Consider the following 17,583-nt stretch of genomic DNA (forward strand, 5'->3'; position numbering starts at 1 on the left):
CTCACTCCGTCCGGTCGCCGGACGGGCCGCGCGCGGAGCCCTTGGTCCCGCGCTCGGCGAGCGCGCTGACGATCCGCAGGTAGTCCGGGCTGGTCATGGTGGCCTGTTCGGCCATCAGCGCGGCCTCCATGCCGCCGCGCGACACCTGCTCCGCCACCACGGCCAGCGCGGCCTTTGTCGCTCGCAGCGCCTGCGCCGGCTGGGCGGCGAGCCGGTGCGCCAACGCCAGTGCCTGCTCGGTGAGTTCGGTGGCCGGGACGACCCGGCTGGCGAGCCCGAACTCGACCGCCTTCTCGGCCGGAATGCTGTCCCCGGTGAACAGATACTCCTTGGCGCGCGACAGGCTGGTCAGCAGCGGCCACAGAGTGACACCGCCGTCTCCGGCGACGAGCCCGACGGACACATGCGGATCGGCGAGGTACGCGTCATCGGCCATCAGGACGAGATCGCACCCGAGCGCGAGTGAGCAACCAAGCCCCACAGCGGGCCCGTTGACGGCGGCGACCACCGGAAGCGGGAAGCGGATCATCGCCGTCTGGATCGCCCGGTCGAGCCGAATGGAACGCTCACGCAGCTCGGCGTCGTTCGTGTGGCGCAGCAGATGCTCGAAGTCCCCACCGGCGCTGAACGCCCGCCCGGCGCCAGTGACCACCACGGCCCGCGCGTCGCCGTCCGCGGCGATCTCGTCCCAGACCTCGGCAAGTCGCCGGTGCAACTCGGCTGACACGCCATTGAGTTGATCGGGCCGGTTGAGTGTGACGATGCGAACGTCCTTCTCGGCGGTCACGGTCAGTACGGGGGATGTCTCATCGCCCGTGGAACCCATGGAACCTCCTCGGCTCGGCTGCGTTCTGCGCGCCGATTCACGCTATGGGCGCGCCGAGTGGGTGTCAATCATCTTACCGCTATACGTAAATGGGATTCTCAAGAAGCCTCCTCGCCCGCCTCAAGGTCTTCGAGTAGTCCCTCAACCCGAGCCCGCGCCCGCCCCACCACACCCCCGCCCGGCGCCGCATGCAGCCGTCCCGCCTCGACGGCCGCGAGTGCCGCCTCCGCGACCTCGCGCGGCGACAGGATGCCGCCGCGACGGGCCGCCATGTCGCGCATGGAGGTGGGGGTGCCGGGCGGGAGGCGGATCGCGCCCAGGGCCACGGAGTTCTGGCCAAGAGGGGTGTCGACCAGGCCGGGGCACAGGACCGTGGCGCCGAGCGTGGGAGCGACGCGCTTGAGTTCCGCGTCGAGTGTCTCGGTCAGGCCGACCACCGCGTGCATGGTCGTCGTGTACGGCGCCCGGTCGGGCAGCGGGGCGAGGCCGCCGGAGGATGCGGTGTTGAGGAAGTGGCCGGTGCCGCGCTCGATGAGCAGGGGAGCGAATGCGCGGACGCCGTGGACGACGCCGAGCATCTTCACGCCGATCATCAACTTCCAGGTCTGGGAGGTCTGTTCCCACAGGGGCGCCGCGGGTGACACGACTCCGGCGTTGTTGCACACCAGGTCCACCCGCCCGTACGCGGAAACGGTCCGGTCGGCGAGCGCGCGCACCGATGCCTCGTCCCGGACATCCGCCACCACCGCTGTCACCTCGGCCCCCGCCGCCAGCGCGGCCCGCGCCTTCGCCAGGCCCTCCTCGCGTACGTCGGAGATGACGAGGCGGACCCCGCGCCCGGCGAGGACCTCGGCGAGGCCGTAGCCGATGCCACTGGCTCCGCCGGTGATGACGGCGACCTGGTCGCTCGCTATGTGCATCGTGACTCCGTTGGTCGGTGGGCGGCCCTGTCCAGGACATTGGTGGCAAGCAGAACGTGGGCCGCGTCGATGAGACGGCCGTCGTGGCCGATCGCTCCCGTGCCCTCGGCCTCGGCGGCACGGTAGCGTGCGATGACGTCCTCGGCTGCCGTGATGTCGTCCCTGGACGGGGTGAACTGTTCGTTGGCCAGGGGCACTTGGGAGGGATGGATGGCCCATTTGCCGTCGAATCCGAGCAGCGCGGCCTGCCGCGCCGACTCGCGGTACCTCTCCGGTTCGCCGTACGCCGGGAACGGTGCGTCGATCGCGGCGATGCCGGCCGCCCGTGCGGCGGTGAGCACCTGGGCGCGCGCGTAGTGCCAGAAGTCGCCGGGGTAGGGGGAGAGCGGATCGAAGTTGCCGTCCACACGGGCCCGCAACGACACCGACAGGTCACCCGCGCCGAAGATGAGGGCCTCCAGACGGGTGCTGGCACGGGCGATCGGCAAGGCGTTCGCCAGGCCCTCGGCCTCCTCGATCAGCACCTCCAGGGCGATCCGCCTGCCCAGGCCGAGCTTCCGTTCGAGCTGGGTGAGGAGGACGTCGACCCACCACACGTCGCGTGCGGTGCGCACCTTGGGGATGATGACGACGTCGAGCGCGTGGCGGGCGCCCGTGACGACCTCGATCAGGTCGTCGTGGCACCAGGGTGTGTCCAGGCCGTTGATGCGGACAGCGCGCAGTGTGGTGCCCCAGTCCTGCCCGGTGAGGGCGGCCACGGCGGTGGACCGCGCCGACTCCTTGGCGGACGGGGCACAGGCGTCCTCCAGGTCCAGGAAGACCAGGTCGGCGCCCGAGTCGGGGGCCTTGGCGCACATTCGCTCGCTGCTCGCGGGGGTGGCCAGTTCGCTGCGGCGCGGGCGGTGCCGGTGTGTCCGGGCCGCTCCGGAATCCGGCATCAGATGGTTCCTTCCGCGCGCAGTTCGTCGAGCTTGGCGGGGGAGAGGCCGAGCAGCTCGCCGTAGACGGCTCCGTTGTCCGCGCCCAGGTCGCGTCCCAGGTGGGTGACCTGTCCCGGCGTTCCGCTCAGGCGTGCCACCGGTGCCTGCACCGTCACCTCGCCGAAGTCCGGATCGGGGACGCCCACGAAGGTCCCGCGCGCCCGCAGGTGTGCGTCCGCCAGCAGCGCCGGCGCGTCGTACACGGCGGTCGCCGCCGCCTCGGCCGACTCGAAGACGGTCATGGCCCGGTCGAGGGTGTGCCGCCCCACCCAGTCGGCCACCGCCTCGTCCACCTCCACCGCCCGCTCCTGGCGGCGCACCGGATCGATGAGATCCGGGTCGCACGCCATGTCCTCCCGGCCGATGGCGCGGAACACTCGCGCGGCGATGCTGGGCGAGGCGCTGGAGACGGCCAGCCATCGCCCGTCGGCGGTGCGGTAGGTGTTGCGCGGCGCGCTGGCCGGCAGCATGTTGCCCGATCGGCCCTTCACCAGGCCGAGTTGGTCGTAGGCGAGGGTTCCCGTCTCCAGGAGGCGGGTGAGGGGTTCGACGAGGCTGACGTCGACGAGCTGGCCTCCCGCCCCGTGCACGTCGCGGTGGTAGAGGGCCATCATCACCGCGTACGTCGCCGCGAGCCCGGCCACCCCGTCGGCGAGCATGAACGGGGGCAGTGTGGGCGGCCCGTCGGGTTGTCCGGTCTGGTGGGCGAAACCGCTCATCGCCTCGGCGAGGGTGCCGTAGCCGGGTCGGTCGCTCTTCGGTCCACCGCTCCCGTAGCCGGTGATGTGCGCCATCACGATGCGCGGGTGAGCCGCGTGGACGGAGTCGTAGTCCAGGCCCCAACGGGTCAGCGCACTGGGCCTGTTGCCCGCGACCAGGACGTCGCTCACCTCCAGGAGCTGATGCAAGAGGTCCTGTCCCGACGGCGTATGCAGGTCGAGCGTGGTGCACTTCTTGTTCCGGGCGATGCTCTTCCACAGCAGGCCGATGCCGTCGCGGCGATCGCCCCAGGTGCGCATGGGGTCGCCGGAGCCGGGCTGCTCGACCTTGATGACCTCCGCGCCGAACTCGCCGAGCGTCGTCGCCACGGTGGGGCCCGCGGCGAGAGTGGCGATCTCGATGACGCGCAGCCCGTGCAGCGGACTGTGTGTCACGGTGCCTCCTCAGGTCCCGGTGAGCCGCGCGACCACGGGCGCGAAGCGCTCCGCCTCGCCCTGCTGCACGGTGATGTAGTTGGCTCCGAAGCGCGTCCGCCGCTCCTGGAGGCGCTCGACCACCTCGTCGAGCGTGCCGATGACCACGTTGGGGTGCTCGGGCAGTCCGTCGGACGAGATCCCCAGGGTGCGCGCCACGCGGTCGGCCGCGGACGCCGGATCGTCGGTGATCCGGGCGAAGAAGGGTGAACTCTCCACCTCCAGCCGCGAGATGTGTTCACCCGCCGCTTCCCTGACCAACCCGTATCGGTGTGCCGCCTCCTCGGCGGGCGTGCGGCCCGCCGCGTTGCGGGCGTCGAAGGGCACGTTCGCGAGGCTCACGATGTCCGCCTCGCGCGCCGCGAACGACAGCACACGGCGTCGGGAGCCACCGATCATGAGGGGCGGGTGCGGGCGCTGCACCGGCAGCGGCAGCCCCGCGTGGTCGACCGCGGTCACGTGCTCGCCCCGCAGCTCCAGCGGCTCACCACTCCACTGCGCCTTCATCAGTGCGACCACCTCGACGAGCTTGTCCACGCGCCGCCCCGCGGGCGCGAACGGCAGCCCCATGGCCCGGTATTCGGGCTCGCTCCACCCGGCCCCGATGCCGAATTCGAGGCGCCCGTCGGAGAGCAGATCGAGCGTCGCGGCCTCCTTCGCGAGGACGCCCGGCACGTGATAGTCGACGCAGAAAACCCGGCAGCCGACACGCAGTGTGTCGGTGACGGCGGCGGCCGTGGCCAGCGCCGTCAGCGGCGCCAAGTGCTGGGCGGGCCAACGGGCTTCGCGCTGGGCCGGTCCCGGCCCGAGATAGTGGTCGGCCAGGAACAGGGTGCTGTAGCCGAGATCCTGTACGGAGCGCGCGGTGTCCCGCCACCCCTTCGCGGATGTTGCCTTCGTCGCCTGGACGGCGAACCTGAATGGCTGCACACTTGTCACGCAACTCACGATAACTGTCCAGCAGTTGGGGCGCCATGCCCCGGCCGCGACGATCGGGAACGGGAGGGCCGGGCCTGTGGTCAAGCGTGCACGCTTCGCCGAGTACAAGGACCGCTACCGCAACTACCGCTTCGAGCTGAGCGAGGAAGGCATCCTGTTCATGCAGTGCCACACCGACGGCGACAGCCTGGTGTGGGACTGGAAGGCGCACGACGACATGGCCGACGCGTTCGCCGACGTGGCCGGCGACCGCGAGATCAAGGTCCTCATCCACACGGGCACGGGCGCCAACTACAACGCCGACTGGGGGAGACTCCCGAACGGTGAATTCCCCGAGACGCCCATGTACGACGCGATGCCCGGCGTGCGCGGGCTGCGCAAGCTCGACGAGAAGGCCTGGTACAACCGCAACCTCATGTGGAACGTGCTCGACGTCGACGTGCCGATGATCAGCGTGGTCAACGGGCCCTGCAACATCCACTCCGAGGTCCCGCTCATGGGCGACATCGTGCTGGCCTCGCAGGACGCCTACTTCCAGGACGTCTCGCACTTCCCGCGCGGCCAGGTTCCCGGCGACGGCCAGCACGTCATCTGGCCTTTCCTGGTGGGCCACAACCGCGCCCGCTACCTGCTGCTCACCGGAAAACAGCTCGGCGCGCAGGAGGCCAAGGAGTGGGGTGCAGTCGCCGAGGTGCACCCCAAGGACGCGGTCCTGGACCGTGCGTGGGAGCTGGCCCGCGAACTCGCCAAGCGTCCGTATTTGGTCCTGCGCTACACCCGCCAGCTGTTCACCCAGAACCTCAAGCGCGCCTTCCTCGACGAACTCGGCCATGGCCTGGGCCGCGAAACGTACGCCCAGCAGGAGTTCTTCCCCTTCGGCGGCGGCATGGCGCCGCTGGACCGCGCGTACGACGACGAGCCGTGGACCTGAGGCGTCCAAGAACATACGACAGTTATCTGGAGCATCATGTTGCTAACTGTCTAGTATGAGGGCGTGGCAACAACCGACCGGCACAAGTGACCGAGAGGAACCGCTCCATGACGGAACTTCAGGAACGACTGGCCACCGGCAAGGGCAAGTTCACGCCCAGCTACCCCGAGCTCGACACCGGGCCCGTCTCCTACGAGGACTGCGTCTCGCCCGAATTCTTCGAGGCCGAACGCGCCGCGGTCTTCCAGCGGTCCTGGCTCTACGTCGGCCGCTCCGAACAACTGGCCCGCCGCGGCGCGTACTTCACGCGAGAGCTGCCGGGCAACCTGGCCTCGATCGTGGTCACCCGCGGTACCGACGGACAGGTGCACGCCTTCCACAACGTCTGTGCGCACCGGGGCAACAAGGTCGTGTGGCAGGAGCATCCGCAGGAGGAGAGCGCCGGCATGTGCCGGCAGTTCCACTGCAAGTACCACGGCTGGCGCTACGGGCTCGACGGACAGGTCAGCCATGTCACGAACGAGGAGGAGTTCTTCGACCTCGACAAGAAGCGACTGCGGATGCCGCCGGTGCACTGCGAGGAGTTCGCCGGGTTCGTGTTCGTCAATCTCGCCGAGGACCCGGTGCCGCTGCGCAGCTACCTCGGTGACCGGCTCCTCGAACTGGAGCAGTACCCGTTCGAGAAGATGACACGGCGCCACGGCTTCCGCGCACACATCAAGGGCAACTGGAAGCTCGCCGTCGACTCGGTCTGCGAGTGGTACCACCCGCCGTACGTGCACGCCCGGTTCATCGACAAGGACGTCGCCAAGGCCGAGAAGATGGTGCCGCCCGTCGACTCCTACCACTACGATCTGTTCACCCCGCACATGCTTACCTCGGTACCCGGACCGCCGCCGCTGCCCCCGCGCGAGCCCGGCGTGCTCGGCCCGGCACGCAACGACCAGAAGTGGGTGTACCGGCTGTTCCGCGCCGGACTGTTCGGCCCCGACGACGTGCCCGACCTCGGCGGCCCGCTCCCCGAGTTCCTCAACAAGGGGAACATCCGCTCCTGGGGCAACGACCAGTTCTGGCTCTTCCCCAACCTCTCCGTGCAGATCTGGGCCCGCGGCTTCTACATCACGTACACGTACTGGCCCGAGAGCGTCGACTCGCACATCTACGACATCGACCTCTACTTCGTGCCGCCCGAGAACGCCCAGCAGCGGCTCGCGCAGGAACTCGTCGTCGACAGCACCATCGAGTTCGCCATGCAGGACGTGAACACCATCGAGGCCACCCACTCCGGCCTCAAGTCCCGTGCCAACCGCGAGTTCCACCTCAGCGACCAGGAACTCCTCATCCGGCACTTCCACAAGACCGTCCGCGACACCGTCGCCGCCCACGAGGAGACGCGATGAACACGCTTCCCGAGGGCTTCGCCGAACTCGAGCCGTACGTCGCCGACTGGGCGCTGCCCACCCGGCAGCAGCGCTACGACATGCGCCTGAGCAAGGACATGACGGAACTCGGCGCGTTCTACGACGCCATCGCACCGCGCGCCGAGGCCGCCATCGCCCATCTCGACACCCTCGACATCGACGACCTTCCCGAGCCCGAACTCCGGCTGCTGCGGCTGCTGTTCTCAATGATCCTCGTCTCCTACGCGGTGAACGTCTTCGAGCAGCCGAGCATCCCCGACGCCGGCGCCGCCTACTTCGACACCCTCGTCGAACCCGCGGTGTGAGGCCACGTACGCTCACGCCGATGAACGCGCAGATTCTCGCCGATGTCGACCTGCCGAGGTCCCAGACCGGTGCCAACCCGCAGCACCTCGTCCTCGGCCTGTTCACCGACCACTGGTCCGCGACCCCTGAACCCCTGCCGTCCGCCGCCCTGGTGGCCCTGCTCGCCGACTTCGGCAGCACACCGGTCAGCGCCCGCGCGGCCATCGGGCGGCTCGCACGGCGGGGTGTCCTGGAGGCGGAGAAGCGGGGGCGTCGCACGTACTACCGGATGACGCCGGACACGGCCCGCGTCCTGGAGCAGACGCAGCGGCGCATGATGGAGTTCGGCGCCCCCGGCCGGCCCTGGGACGGGCTGTGGACCACCGTGATCTTCTCCGTCCCCGACGAACAGCGCGAGCTGCGCCACGTCATCCGCCGGCGCCTGCGGTTCCTCGGCTACGGCGCCGTGTACGACGGTGTGTGGATGTCGCCGCGCGCCGACCACGTACAGACCGCCGAGCTCCTGCGCAGCGTCGGCGTACGCAGCGCCACCGTGCTGCGCTCCACGCTGACCCACACCCAGGGGGACGGCGACCCGCTGGCCGCCTGGGACCTGGACGCCATCGGGGCCGCGTACGCCGAATTCATCGCGTCCCACGCCGAGTTGGCGGAGCGTGCGGCGGCAGGACAGGTGGGCTCGGCGGAGGCCCTGTCCGTCCGGACCAAGGTCAAGGAGGAGTGGCTCCAGATGGTCAGCACCGACCCGGAGCTGCCCGCGGACCTGCTGCCCGCCGACTGGCCGGGGCACGCGGCCCGCGCCCTGTTCGCGCAGGTCTACGACGCGTTGGGGCCGCTCGCCGAGGTCCGCGTCCGACAGGTCGTCGCCGAGCACGAGCCGGCCCTCGCGGTCGAAGCGAACCATCGCACCACCGAGCCATCGGGAAAAGACTGAGCTCAAGGAGGCGCACGACATGACCAGTGCCGCAGGGAGTCTCGCCGGGAAGGTCGCCGTCGTCACCGGCGCCGGTTCGGGCATCGGCCGGGCGACCGCCCTGCTCTTCGCCGAGCACGGCGCCAAGGTCGTCTGCGCCGACCGCAGCGGCGAACAGGCCGCCGTGGCGAAGGAGATCGGGGACGGTGCCGCCCTCGCCGTGCACGCCGATGTCTCGGTCGCCGCCGACGTGGAGCACATGATCAGCGCGGCGTCGGAACACTTCGGGCGGCTCGACGTGCTGTTCAACAACGCCGGGTTCGGCGGCCCCCGCAAACCCCTCGTCGAACAGGACGAGGCCACCTTCGACGAGGTCATCGCCGTCAACCTCAAGGGCGTCTTCCTCGGCATGAAGTACGGCATCGCCGCCATGCTGCGTACCGGTGGTGGCTCGGTCGTGAACACCGCCTCGTCCGCCGCGCTCGTCGGCTGGAAGAAGCACTCCGTCTACGCGGCCGCCAAGGGCGGTGTCGTCCAGATGACCAAGTCCGCCGCCCTCGACTACGCGACGCAGGGCATCCGCATCAACGCCGTGTGCCCCGGCATGACCTGGACGGGGCTCGCGGGCGCCGACGCGGAGAGCCCCGAGCCGCCTCCCGACGCCGTCATGAAGGCGCAGCCCATGCACCGCTGGGGTCTGCCCGCCGAACTCGCCGCCGCCGTACTGTTCCTGGCGAGCGACGCCTCCTCGTTCGTGACGGGCGTGGCACTGCCCGTCGACGGCGGCTACGTGGTCCCCTGATCCGGCACCCAGTCGGGCCGGCGCTTCTCCATGAACGCCCGCATCCCCTCCCGGGGTTCGGGTGACTCCTCCAGCGCCCAGAACATCGTCTGGTAGTCGATGACGCCGTACCGTTCGTTGAGCATCCGCTTGACGTTCATCCGCGCCATCGGCGGCGTCCGCAGCACCTCATGGGCTGCTGCCAGGGCGGCCTCGCGCAGCTCTTCGTGTGGAACGACCCGCGAGACGAGGCCGAGCCGCAGCGCCTCCGCCGCGTCGAAGCGGCGCGCCGACAGCAGCAGGTCGCGGGCCGCCGCCACCCCCACGTGCGCGGGCAACGCCGCCGCGAACGTCGCATCCGGGATGCCGCGCAGCAGCTCGGGCACCCGGAACGTCGCCCGGTCACTGACCACCGCGATGTCCGCCATCATCGCGATGAGCAGCCCGCCCGCCTGACAGATCCCGTTCACCGCCGCGATCACCGGGGCGCGCGACTCCCGGACGGCGGTGAACGGCAGGATGTCGTGGCCCAGGGCGGACACGTCCGCGTCGCCCGGCTGAGCCCGGCCGCCCAGGTCACCTCCGGGCGCGAAGACATCGTCAGTGCCTGTGATGATGAGCGCGGCCAGGTCCGGATCGGCGTTGACGAGACATACCGCCCGCTTGATGCCGAAGTACATGGCAGGTGTCAGCGCGTTGCGTCCCTCGGGGCGGTCGATGTGACACCAGGCGATGACACCGTCCCGTTCGAGACGCAGCCCGGTCGTGCCGAGGTCGTCCTTCTGGGCACCACCGTTCACGTGACCGCTCCCGCCTCCTTCAATGCGAGGATCCGTTCCCAGCCCATGCCGAGTTCCAGCAGGATCTGCTCGGTGTGCGCCGCGAACTCGGGAGCGGGGTCGAGGTGGTCGAGCGGCTCGGCCTCGAACTGGACGGGGCTGGCGGCCAGTTCGAGGCTCCCGGCGCGGGTCACGTACTTGTTGGCGCGTACCTGGACGTCGTCACCCACCTGGACCGAGTCCTGGACCGGAGCCCACGGCCCGGACAGGGTGACGAAGCGTTCGGCCCACTCGGCGAGCGGACGCGTGGCGATGACCTCGCGGAGCAGTGCGACGCCCTCCTCGGCGTGCTCGGCGATCAGCTCCGCGGTCGCGAAGCGCGGGTCGCCGGCCAGGTCGGGGCGGTCGATGTGCCGGCACACGTCCGCCCAGTACTTCTGCGGCTGCAACATCACCAGGGACAGATGCCGGTTGTCGGAGGTGCGGTAGATGCCGCTGAGTGGGTTGGCCATGCCGTTCGGGCCGCCGGGCATCGCCATCACCCACGGCTGCTTCTTCGCCCGCGCCAGCGCGATGCCGTGCCCCATCGCCCACACCCCGCTGCCGAGCAGCGACACATCCACCACGGATCCCTCACCCGTACGCTCCCGCTTGACGAGTGCTGCCGCGATGCCGCCCGCCAGGTTCGTCCCGGAGATCGTGTCCCCGTACGCGGGTACTGGCAGCGGCAGGATGCCGTCGAGGGCTTCCGGGGAGATGCTCGCGGCGGCCGAGGAGCGGGCCCAGAACGCGGTCATGTCGTAGCCGCCCTTCCCGGACTCCGGCCCGTGTGGGCCGAACGCGCTGCCGCGGGCGTAGACGATGTCCGGCTTGATCGCGCGGATGTCCTCGGGCTCGATCCCGAACTTCTGTCGCGCCCGCGGCAGGAAACTGGTGAGGAACACATCGGCTCCCGCGACCAGTTCCCGCAGCACCTCAAGCCCTTCCGGCTTCGAGATGTCGAGTCCGAGGCTGCGCTTGCCGCGGTTGGCGTGCTCGATGTTCGGATTCGGCTCGCCCTCCTCGAGGACGAACGCGCCGGTGCGGCGCAGGCCGCGCTGCGGGTCCCCGTTCACCGCGTGCTCGATCTTGATGACATCCGCGCCCCAGTCGGCGAGCACGGCGCCGCCCGAGGGCACGAAACCGTACATCGCGACCTCGATGACCCTGATTCCCTCGAGAGGCCTCATGCCGACACCGCCGCCCCGAACGTCTTGGTCTCCAGGAACTCCGCGAGCCCTTCGAGCCCGTACTCGCGGCCGACCCCCGACTGCTTGTAGCCGCCGAAGGGGCTGTCGGGGGCGAAGTAGCTGCCGCCGTTGATGCTGAACGTGCCGCAGCGGATGCGCCGCGCCACACCCACCGCCCGCTCGTCGGACGCGGAGAAGACCGCCCCCGACAGCCCGTACGCCGAGTTGTTGGCGATCCGGACGGCGTCCGCCTCGTCCTCGTACGGGATGACGGAGAGGACCGGGCCGAAGACCTCCTCCTGCGCGATCTCGCTGACGGGGTCGACACCGGCGAGCAGTGTCGGCTTGTAGAAGAAGCCGGGGCCCGGCACCCGCTCGCCGCCGCACACCAGCTTCGCCCCGTCGGCGACGGCCCGCCGCACCATCGCGTCCACCTTGTCGCGCTGCCGCTCGCTGATGAGCGGGCCCATGTACGTGGCGGGGTCGGCCGGGTCGCCGACCGGGATGTGGGCCAGGCCCTGGGCGACCATCTCGACGACCTCGTCGTGCCGCTCGCGCGGGACCAGGAGGCGGGTGCAGATGGCGCAGCCCTGCCCGGCGTGGCTGCACGACATGAACGCCGCCATCATCGACGCCGCCCGCAGGTCCGCGTCGTCGAGCAGCACCATCGCGGACTTGCCACCCAGCTCCAGGAAGACCCGCTTGACCGTCCCGGAGGCCGCCGCCATGATCCGGCGCCCTGTCGCGGTCGAGCCGGTGAACGTGACGACGTCGACATCCCTGTGCGTGGTCATCAGCTCCCCGGCCGCCGCGCCGGACGAGGAGAGGATGTTGACGACACCCGGCGGGATGTCGGTGTGCTCGGCGATCAGCTCGCCGAGGGCGAGGGTGACAAGGGGTGTGTCGGGGGCACCCTTGAGGACGACGGTGCAGCCCGCGGCGAGGGCGGGGGCGACCTTGGCCAGCGCGATCTGGTTCGGGTAGTTGTACGGGATGATCGCCGCGACCACCCCGGCCGCCTCCTTCTCCACCCAGCGGCGGTGTTGCGCGCCGCGGGACTCGTGCACACCGAGGTCACGGCCGAACTCGTACGTCGGCAGCAGGTCCGCGTACCAGCGCACGACGCCGATCGGCTCCTCCAGCTGGGCGCCCGCGGTGAGCTGGTGCGGGGCGCCGACCTCGGCGATCGTCAGGGCCCGCAGCTCCTCCTTGTGGTTCACGAGGGCCCGGTGCAACTGGTCGAGGCAGCGGGCGCGGAAGTCCCGGTCCGTGGCCCACGACGTGGTGTCGAAGGCGCGGCGGGCGGCGGCGATCGCTGTCTCGGCCTCCGCCGGACCCGCGTCGGGGGCGTGGCCCACGACGGCTCCGGTGGCCGGGTTGACGGAGGCGAAGGTGGTCGCGGTGCCGGAGAGCCGGCCGTCTATCAGCAGCCGCCGGTCGGGGGCTTTCTCGGTCATGGGCGGTACGCCTCCTGCATTGATGTGTCGGGCGTGCGGGGTGTGCGGGGGTGTGTGGGGTGTCAGACCTTGCGGGTGATGCCGCCGTCGACGCGGATGATCGCGCCCGTGGTGAAGCTCGATGCCGCCGACGCCAGGTGCACGACCAGCGGGGCCACCTCCTCGGGCCGGCCCATCCGGCCGAGCGGCACGAACGGCGCCTCGTCGGGGTCATCGGGCGCCCAGCCGCGCGACAGGTCGGTGGCGAAGGGGCCCGGCAGGATCGCGTTGACACGCACCTTCGGCGCGTACGCCTCCGCGAGGCCGACGGTGAGCGCGTTGAGGCCCGCCTTGGCGCAGGCGTAGGGGAGTTCGCGGGTGCTGGCGGTCAGCGAACCGGCCGTGCCGACGTTGACGACCGAGCCGCCGTCGTGCTGCGCCATGTGTGTCGCGGCGAGCACGGCCAGCCGGAAGGGGCCCTTCAGGTTCACCGCGAGGGTCTTGTCGAACAGCTCCTCGCTGATGTCGCTCAGGTCTGTGTAGGGAGGCGACATGCCCGCGTTGTTGACCAGTACGTCGAGGCGCCCGAGCCGGTCCAGTGTCTCGCCGACGAGGCGGTCGCAGTCGTCCCAGTGACCGGCGTGGAAGACGACCGCCTCGGTGCGCCGCCCGGACTCCCTGGCGATCTCGGCGGCCGCCGTCTCGCAGGCGTCGAGTTTGCGGGAGGCGATCACGACGTCGGCGCCCGCCTCGGCGAGGGCTCCGGCGATGGCGCGGCCGATGCCGCGCGAGCCGCCGGTGACGACGGCCGCCTTGCCGGTCAGGTCGTGGAGTGCGGCCAGGGTACTCACTGCCGTGTGTTCCCTTCGTCGGTGACGCGTACGACGACCTTCCCGACCGCCTCGCCGTCCGCCACGCGGCGCAGCGCCGCCGCCGTGTCCGCTAGGGCGAACTCGGCGCCGATGTGCGGGCGTACGGTGCCCGACGCGAACAGCGCGCGCAGCCGCTCCTCGTTCGCCTCGAACCTCTCGGTCAAGTGCTCGGCCAGGTCACGTAGTTGGAACCCCGTCACCTGAACTCCCTTGAGGAGAACCAGATTGAGCGGGATGCGCGGGATGCCGGCCGCGAAGCCGATGCTGACGAACTGGCCGCCCCAGCGCAGCGACCGCAGCGCCGGCTCGGCGAGCGGCCCGCCGACCGGGTCGAGCACCAGGTCCGCCCCGGCGGGCAGCGCCTCCTTGAGTGCGGCCCGCAGCTCACCCTCGCGGTGGTCGATCAGCACCGTCGCGCCCTGCGCCTTCGCCGCCTCCAGCTTCCGCCGCGACGAGGCCACCGCCGTGACCCGCGCCCCGGCGAGCACCCCCAACCGCACGGCGGCCAGGCCCACTCCACCACCCGCGCCAAGCACCACCAGCTCCTGACCCGCCGCGATCCCGGCCACCGTCTGCAGCGCGTGGTACGCGGTGCGGTGTGCCACACCGAGCGCCGCCGCCACCGCGAGGTCCACACCGTCCGGCACCGCGGTCACCGACCGCGCCGACGCCACGGCCTGCTCGGCGAACGCCCCGACCATCGCCGTGCCGGACACCCGGTCCCCGACCCGTACGCCGGTCACATCGTCCGCGACGGCCTCGACGACCCCCGCGAACTCGCTGCCCGGCACGAACGGCGGCTCCACCGGAAGCTGGTACTTCCCGGCGACCAGGAGTACGTCCGGGTAGTTGACGGCCGCCGCGCCGACCCGCACCCGCACCTGGCCCGCCGCGAGGACGGGCGTGGGCACGTCGGTGACACGGACGACCTCCGGAGGCCCGTACGCGGTGCACTGTGCCGCCTTCACCGCCTCAGCACCCCCGCCACACGGGCGCGCGCTTCTCCATGAACGCTGTCGCGCCCTCCTTCGCGTCCTCGCTGGCGAAGACGGACCGCTGGAGCTCCCGCCGGCGGTCGGCGGCGCGGTCCGGATCGGTGAGCGTCGTGCGCACCAACTCCTTGGCGGCGGCGAGGCCCAGAGGTGCGTTCGCCGCGATGCGCCCAGCCAACTCCAGGGCTGTCGAAAGCACTTGGTCGGCCTCGGCCACGGTGTTCACGAGGCCGATCTCGCGCGCCCGATGTGCGTCCACCGGGTCCCCCGTCAGTACCAGCTCGAGTGCGTGCGCCAGCGGAATCCGGGTGCCGAGCGCCGTCCCGCCCCCGGCAGGGAACAGTCCGCGCTTGACCTCCGGGAAGCCGAACTTCGCCGACTGTGAGGCCACCACGACATCGCAGGCGAGCAGCAGTTCCATGCCGCCGCCGAGCGCGCTGCCGTTGGCGGCACCCACCACGGGGATGGTGACCCCGCCGTCGAGGAGGCGCTGATAGGCGGAGCGCCCCGGATCGTCGCCGAGCCCCATCCGCTTCCCCTGGGCGAACGCCCGCAGGTCCATGCCGGGGCAGAACACCCGGTCACCGGATCCGATGAGCACCACGGCCCGGATCTCGGGGTCGGACTCCGCGTCCAGGAGGGCGTGGCCCAGGGCGGCCATCAGCTCGGGGGTGAGCGCGTTGCGCGCCTCGGGCCGGTTGAGTCGGGCGACCAGGACGTTCCCGGAGCGCTCCCGTATCAGAACGTCGCTCATCCCCGGTAACCCGAAGTCCCGGCGAGGTCGGCGGCCTCGCGCATCAGCCGCAGGATCATCGGCCCGTACGCCTGGAGCTTCGGGTCGTCGCCGGCCCGCTGGTAGCCCTGCTCCAGGACGATCGCGAGCTTCCACTTCGCCAACACGGCGTAGTAGTCGAAGTCGTCGACCTGGCGTCCCGACAACTCGCTGTAACGGCGGAGGAGGTGATCACGCGACGGCATGCCGGTGAGGTCCACGTATCCGGACGTCGCGGCTTCCTGCACGGCGGTGTCCTCGGGCCAGCTGTGCAGCATCCACGCAAGGTCCAGCTTGGGGTCGCCGACCGTGCCCATCTCCCAGTCGACGATCGCCGCGAGCCGGGCGGGGCCGCCGTGCCGGAACATCACGTTGGCGAACTGGTAGTCGCCGTGCATCAGGCCCGGTGTGTAGTCGAGCGGCTTGTGGGCGCGCAGCCAGGCGGAGGCCTCGTCGAGCCCGGGGATGTCCCGGGACCTGACGCGCTCCAGGAACGACGTCCAGCGGTCCACCTGCCGCTGGTGGAAACCGTCCGGGCGGCCGAGGTCGGCGAGTCCCTTCGCCCGCCAGTCGACCTTCGACAACAGCGCGATGCCGTCCGTGAGTTGCTCGGCAAGCCCGCGCCGGGCGGCGGCGTCACCGGCGAAGGGGTCCGGCCACTTCTTGTCCGTCAGGTTCATCGGGGACCAGCCGTCCACGAAACCCATCAGGTAGAAGGTGCGGCCGAGGATCGACGGGTCCGTGCACACCGCGACCGCGGGAGTGTGCGGCACGTCCGTGCCCGCGAGCGCCTCGATGATCCGCCACTCGCGATGGATGCCCTGGTCGCGGGAGGCAGGCGCCGTGGGCGGCGGGATGCGCAGCGCGCAGTGCAGGGGGCCGCGCCGGATCTCGTAGATCTCGTTCTGGGTGCCGCCGGAGACGAAGGAGTGGGTGAGCGGTTCGCCCTTGCCGGGCAGGTCGAGTCCGTCGAGCCAGGTCGTGAGGCGTTCGATGTCGATCACAGGTTCCGGCCTTCCTCGGGCGTGTACTTGGCGCGGGCCGCTTTTCGGCGCGTGGGCAGATGACCGGTGGGCCACAGCCCGTCCGTGGCCTGGTGGCCGCGCAGCACCTGACGGGCGACGGTCACCTTGTGGACCTCGGTGGGGCCGTCGGCCATGCCCATCACACCCGCGCCGAGCAGCATCTTCTGGAACGGCATCTCGTTGCTCATCCCCAGCGCCCCGTGCACCTGGGCCGCGCGCTGCGCGATGTCGTGCAGCACCTGCGGCATGACGACCTTCACTGCGGCGATGTCTTTGCGGACTTTTCTGTAGTCGTTGTGCTTGTCGATCGACCAGGCGACGTACAACACGAACAGCCGGAACTGGGTGAGTTGGGCGTACGAGTCGGCGATATAGCCCTGCACGAACTGCTTGTCCGCGAGCACCCCGTCGCGTGTGCGGCGGCTCAGCACGCGCTCGCACATCATGTCCAGGGCCTTCTGCGCGTGGCCGATGGTGCGCATGGCGTGGTGCACGCGACCGCCGCCGAGCCGCGTCTGGGCGATCGCGAAGGCCTGGCCGGGGCCGCCGAGGACGGCGTCGGCGCCGACGCGCACACCGTCGTAGTGGATGAGCGCGTGTGCGCCCTCGCCCATCGGTTCGTCTCCCAGGCCGACGTCGCGTTCGATGCGGATGCCCGGTGTGTCGGCCGGGATCAGGAACATCGACATGCCCTTGTACGGGCCCGCCTCCGGGTCGGTGACCGCCATGACGATGAAGAACGCGGCGGTGCGGGCGTTGGAGGAGAAGAACTTCCAGCCGTCGACGACCCAGCCGCCGTCGCCGTCGGGGACCGCACGTGTCTCGAAGAGGGCCGGGTCGGCGCCCGCCTGCGGTTCGGTCATCGAGTAGCAGGAGAACACCTCGCCGTCGAGCACCGGGCGCAGGTACTTCGCCTTCTGCTCCTCCGTGCCGTAGTGGGCGATGATCTCGGCGTTGCCGGTGTCCGGGGCCTGGCAGCCGAAGACGACCGGCGCCCACTCGGAGCGGCCCAGGATCTCGTTGAGCAGGGCGAGCCTGAGCTGTCCGTAGCCCTCGCCGCCGAGTTCGGGGCCCAGGTGGGCGGCCCACAGGCGGTGGCGGCGCACCTCGTCCTTCAGAGGCCTGACGATCTTACGGAGTTCGGGTCCCGGCGGGGTGAACTGCTGCCCAGGGAAGGCCAGATCGAGGGGCTCGACCTCCTCGCGTACGAAGGTGTCGGCCCAGTCGAGCAGCTTCTGGAATTCGGGGTCCGTCTCGAAGTCCCATCCCAT

Annotated in this window: 18 protein-coding genes; 5 read left to right on the forward strand and 13 right to left on the reverse strand. The window is 70.7% G+C overall.

Annotation, left to right across the window (positions count from 1 at the left end; translation table 11 throughout):
• Position 1: 1 nt before the first annotated feature.
• The 5 genes from ACWD2L_RS11610 to ACWD2L_RS11630 form a co-directional block, all read right to left on the reverse strand.
• Entirely contained in the window at positions 2 to 826 is an 825-nt protein-coding gene (locus ACWD2L_RS11610; RefSeq protein WP_451189131.1) for an enoyl-CoA hydratase/isomerase family protein, read from the reverse strand.
• 98 nt (positions 827 to 924) lie between these two features.
• Positions 925 to 1,746: an SDR family oxidoreductase gene (locus tag ACWD2L_RS11615; RefSeq protein WP_451189134.1), complete on the reverse strand. Its 822-nt coding sequence runs from the start codon at positions 1,744 to 1,746 to the stop codon at positions 925 to 927.
• On the reverse strand, positions 1,737 to 2,684 hold the full coding sequence (locus tag ACWD2L_RS11620) for an HpcH/HpaI aldolase/citrate lyase family protein (RefSeq protein WP_451189137.1): 948 nt from the start codon (positions 2,682 to 2,684) through the stop codon (positions 1,737 to 1,739). Before ACWD2L_RS11620 ends, ACWD2L_RS11615 begins: the two co-directional genes overlap by 10 nt.
• Entirely contained in the window at positions 2,684 to 3,880 is a 1,197-nt protein-coding gene (locus tag ACWD2L_RS11625) for a CaiB/BaiF CoA transferase family protein (RefSeq protein ID WP_451189139.1), read from the reverse strand. The genes ACWD2L_RS11620 and ACWD2L_RS11625 overlap by 1 nt, the downstream gene beginning before the upstream one ends.
• Positions 3,881 to 3,889: 9 nt before the next feature.
• Positions 3,890 to 4,858: a TIGR03621 family F420-dependent LLM class oxidoreductase gene (locus ACWD2L_RS11630; RefSeq protein ID WP_451189142.1), complete on the reverse strand. Its 969-nt coding sequence runs from the start codon at positions 4,856 to 4,858 to the stop codon at positions 3,890 to 3,892.
• A gap of 76 nt (positions 4,859 to 4,934) precedes the next feature.
• On the opposite strand from ACWD2L_RS11630, the gene ACWD2L_RS11635 reads away from it, so the two are divergent.
• The 5 genes from ACWD2L_RS11635 to ACWD2L_RS11655 all read left to right on the forward strand — a co-directional run bounded on the left by ACWD2L_RS11635 (position 4,935) and on the right by ACWD2L_RS11655 (position 9,228).
• Positions 4,935 to 5,789 carry an enoyl-CoA hydratase/isomerase family protein gene (locus ACWD2L_RS11635; protein ID WP_451189145.1) on the forward strand — a complete coding sequence of 285 codons (855 nt, stop codon included), beginning with the start codon at positions 4,935 to 4,937 and terminating at the stop codon, positions 5,787 to 5,789.
• A 107-nt stretch (positions 5,790 to 5,896) separates the two neighbouring features.
• The gene (locus tag ACWD2L_RS11640; RefSeq protein ID WP_451189147.1) at positions 5,897 to 7,189 is read left to right on the forward strand and encodes an aromatic ring-hydroxylating oxygenase subunit alpha; all 1,293 of its coding nucleotides are present in this window, start codon (positions 5,897 to 5,899) and stop codon (positions 7,187 to 7,189) included.
• On the forward strand, positions 7,186 to 7,515 hold the full coding sequence (locus ACWD2L_RS11645) for a hypothetical protein (RefSeq protein WP_451189149.1): 330 nt from the start codon (positions 7,186 to 7,188) through the stop codon (positions 7,513 to 7,515). Before ACWD2L_RS11640 ends, ACWD2L_RS11645 begins: the two co-directional genes overlap by 4 nt.
• Before the next feature lie 20 nt (positions 7,516 to 7,535).
• Positions 7,536 to 8,447 (forward strand): PaaX family transcriptional regulator, encoded by a 912-nt coding sequence (locus ACWD2L_RS11650; RefSeq protein ID WP_451189151.1) that lies wholly within the window; start codon positions 7,536 to 7,538, stop codon positions 8,445 to 8,447.
• Positions 8,448 to 8,466: 19 nt separating this feature from the next.
• Positions 8,467 to 9,228 (forward strand): SDR family NAD(P)-dependent oxidoreductase, encoded by a 762-nt coding sequence (locus tag ACWD2L_RS11655; RefSeq protein ID WP_451189155.1) that lies wholly within the window; start codon positions 8,467 to 8,469, stop codon positions 9,226 to 9,228.
• Here the strand turns inward: ACWD2L_RS11655 and ACWD2L_RS11660 are convergent.
• From ACWD2L_RS11660 to ACWD2L_RS11695, 8 genes are all read right to left on the reverse strand, one after another.
• Complete coding sequence (locus ACWD2L_RS11660; protein ID WP_451189159.1) at positions 9,213 to 10,007, reverse strand: enoyl-CoA hydratase/isomerase family protein; 795 nt, start codon at positions 10,005 to 10,007, stop codon at positions 9,213 to 9,215. The genes ACWD2L_RS11655 and ACWD2L_RS11660 overlap by 16 nt on opposite strands.
• Entirely contained in the window at positions 10,004 to 11,215 is a 1,212-nt protein-coding gene (locus ACWD2L_RS11665; protein WP_451189161.1) for a CaiB/BaiF CoA transferase family protein, read from the reverse strand. Before ACWD2L_RS11665 ends, ACWD2L_RS11660 begins: the two co-directional genes overlap by 4 nt.
• Positions 11,212 to 12,672: an aldehyde dehydrogenase family protein gene (locus tag ACWD2L_RS11670; RefSeq protein ID WP_451189164.1), complete on the reverse strand. Its 1,461-nt coding sequence runs from the start codon at positions 12,670 to 12,672 to the stop codon at positions 11,212 to 11,214. Before ACWD2L_RS11670 ends, ACWD2L_RS11665 begins: the two co-directional genes overlap by 4 nt.
• 62 nt (positions 12,673 to 12,734) lie before the next feature.
• Positions 12,735 to 13,502, reverse strand: a complete 768-nt coding sequence (locus ACWD2L_RS11675; protein WP_451189167.1) for an SDR family NAD(P)-dependent oxidoreductase — start codon at positions 13,500 to 13,502, stop codon at positions 12,735 to 12,737.
• Positions 13,499 to 14,491: an NADPH:quinone oxidoreductase family protein gene (locus ACWD2L_RS11680; protein ID WP_451189170.1), complete on the reverse strand. Its 993-nt coding sequence runs from the start codon at positions 14,489 to 14,491 to the stop codon at positions 13,499 to 13,501. Before ACWD2L_RS11680 ends, ACWD2L_RS11675 begins: the two co-directional genes overlap by 4 nt.
• Positions 14,492 to 14,495: 4 nt before the next feature.
• A complete protein-coding gene (locus tag ACWD2L_RS11685) occupies positions 14,496 to 15,269 on the reverse strand; it encodes an enoyl-CoA hydratase-related protein (RefSeq protein WP_451189172.1) in 774 nt (257 codons plus the stop codon).
• The gene (locus ACWD2L_RS11690; RefSeq protein WP_451189175.1) at positions 15,266 to 16,291 is read right to left on the reverse strand and encodes a phosphotransferase family protein; all 1,026 of its coding nucleotides are present in this window, start codon (positions 16,289 to 16,291) and stop codon (positions 15,266 to 15,268) included. Before ACWD2L_RS11690 ends, ACWD2L_RS11685 begins: the two co-directional genes overlap by 4 nt.
• Complete coding sequence (locus ACWD2L_RS11695) at positions 16,288 to 17,583, reverse strand: acyl-CoA dehydrogenase family protein (protein WP_451189177.1); 1,296 nt, start codon at positions 17,581 to 17,583, stop codon at positions 16,288 to 16,290. Before ACWD2L_RS11695 ends, ACWD2L_RS11690 begins: the two co-directional genes overlap by 4 nt.

It is taken from the genome of Streptomyces sp. NPDC002754 (genome assembly GCF_053592315.1).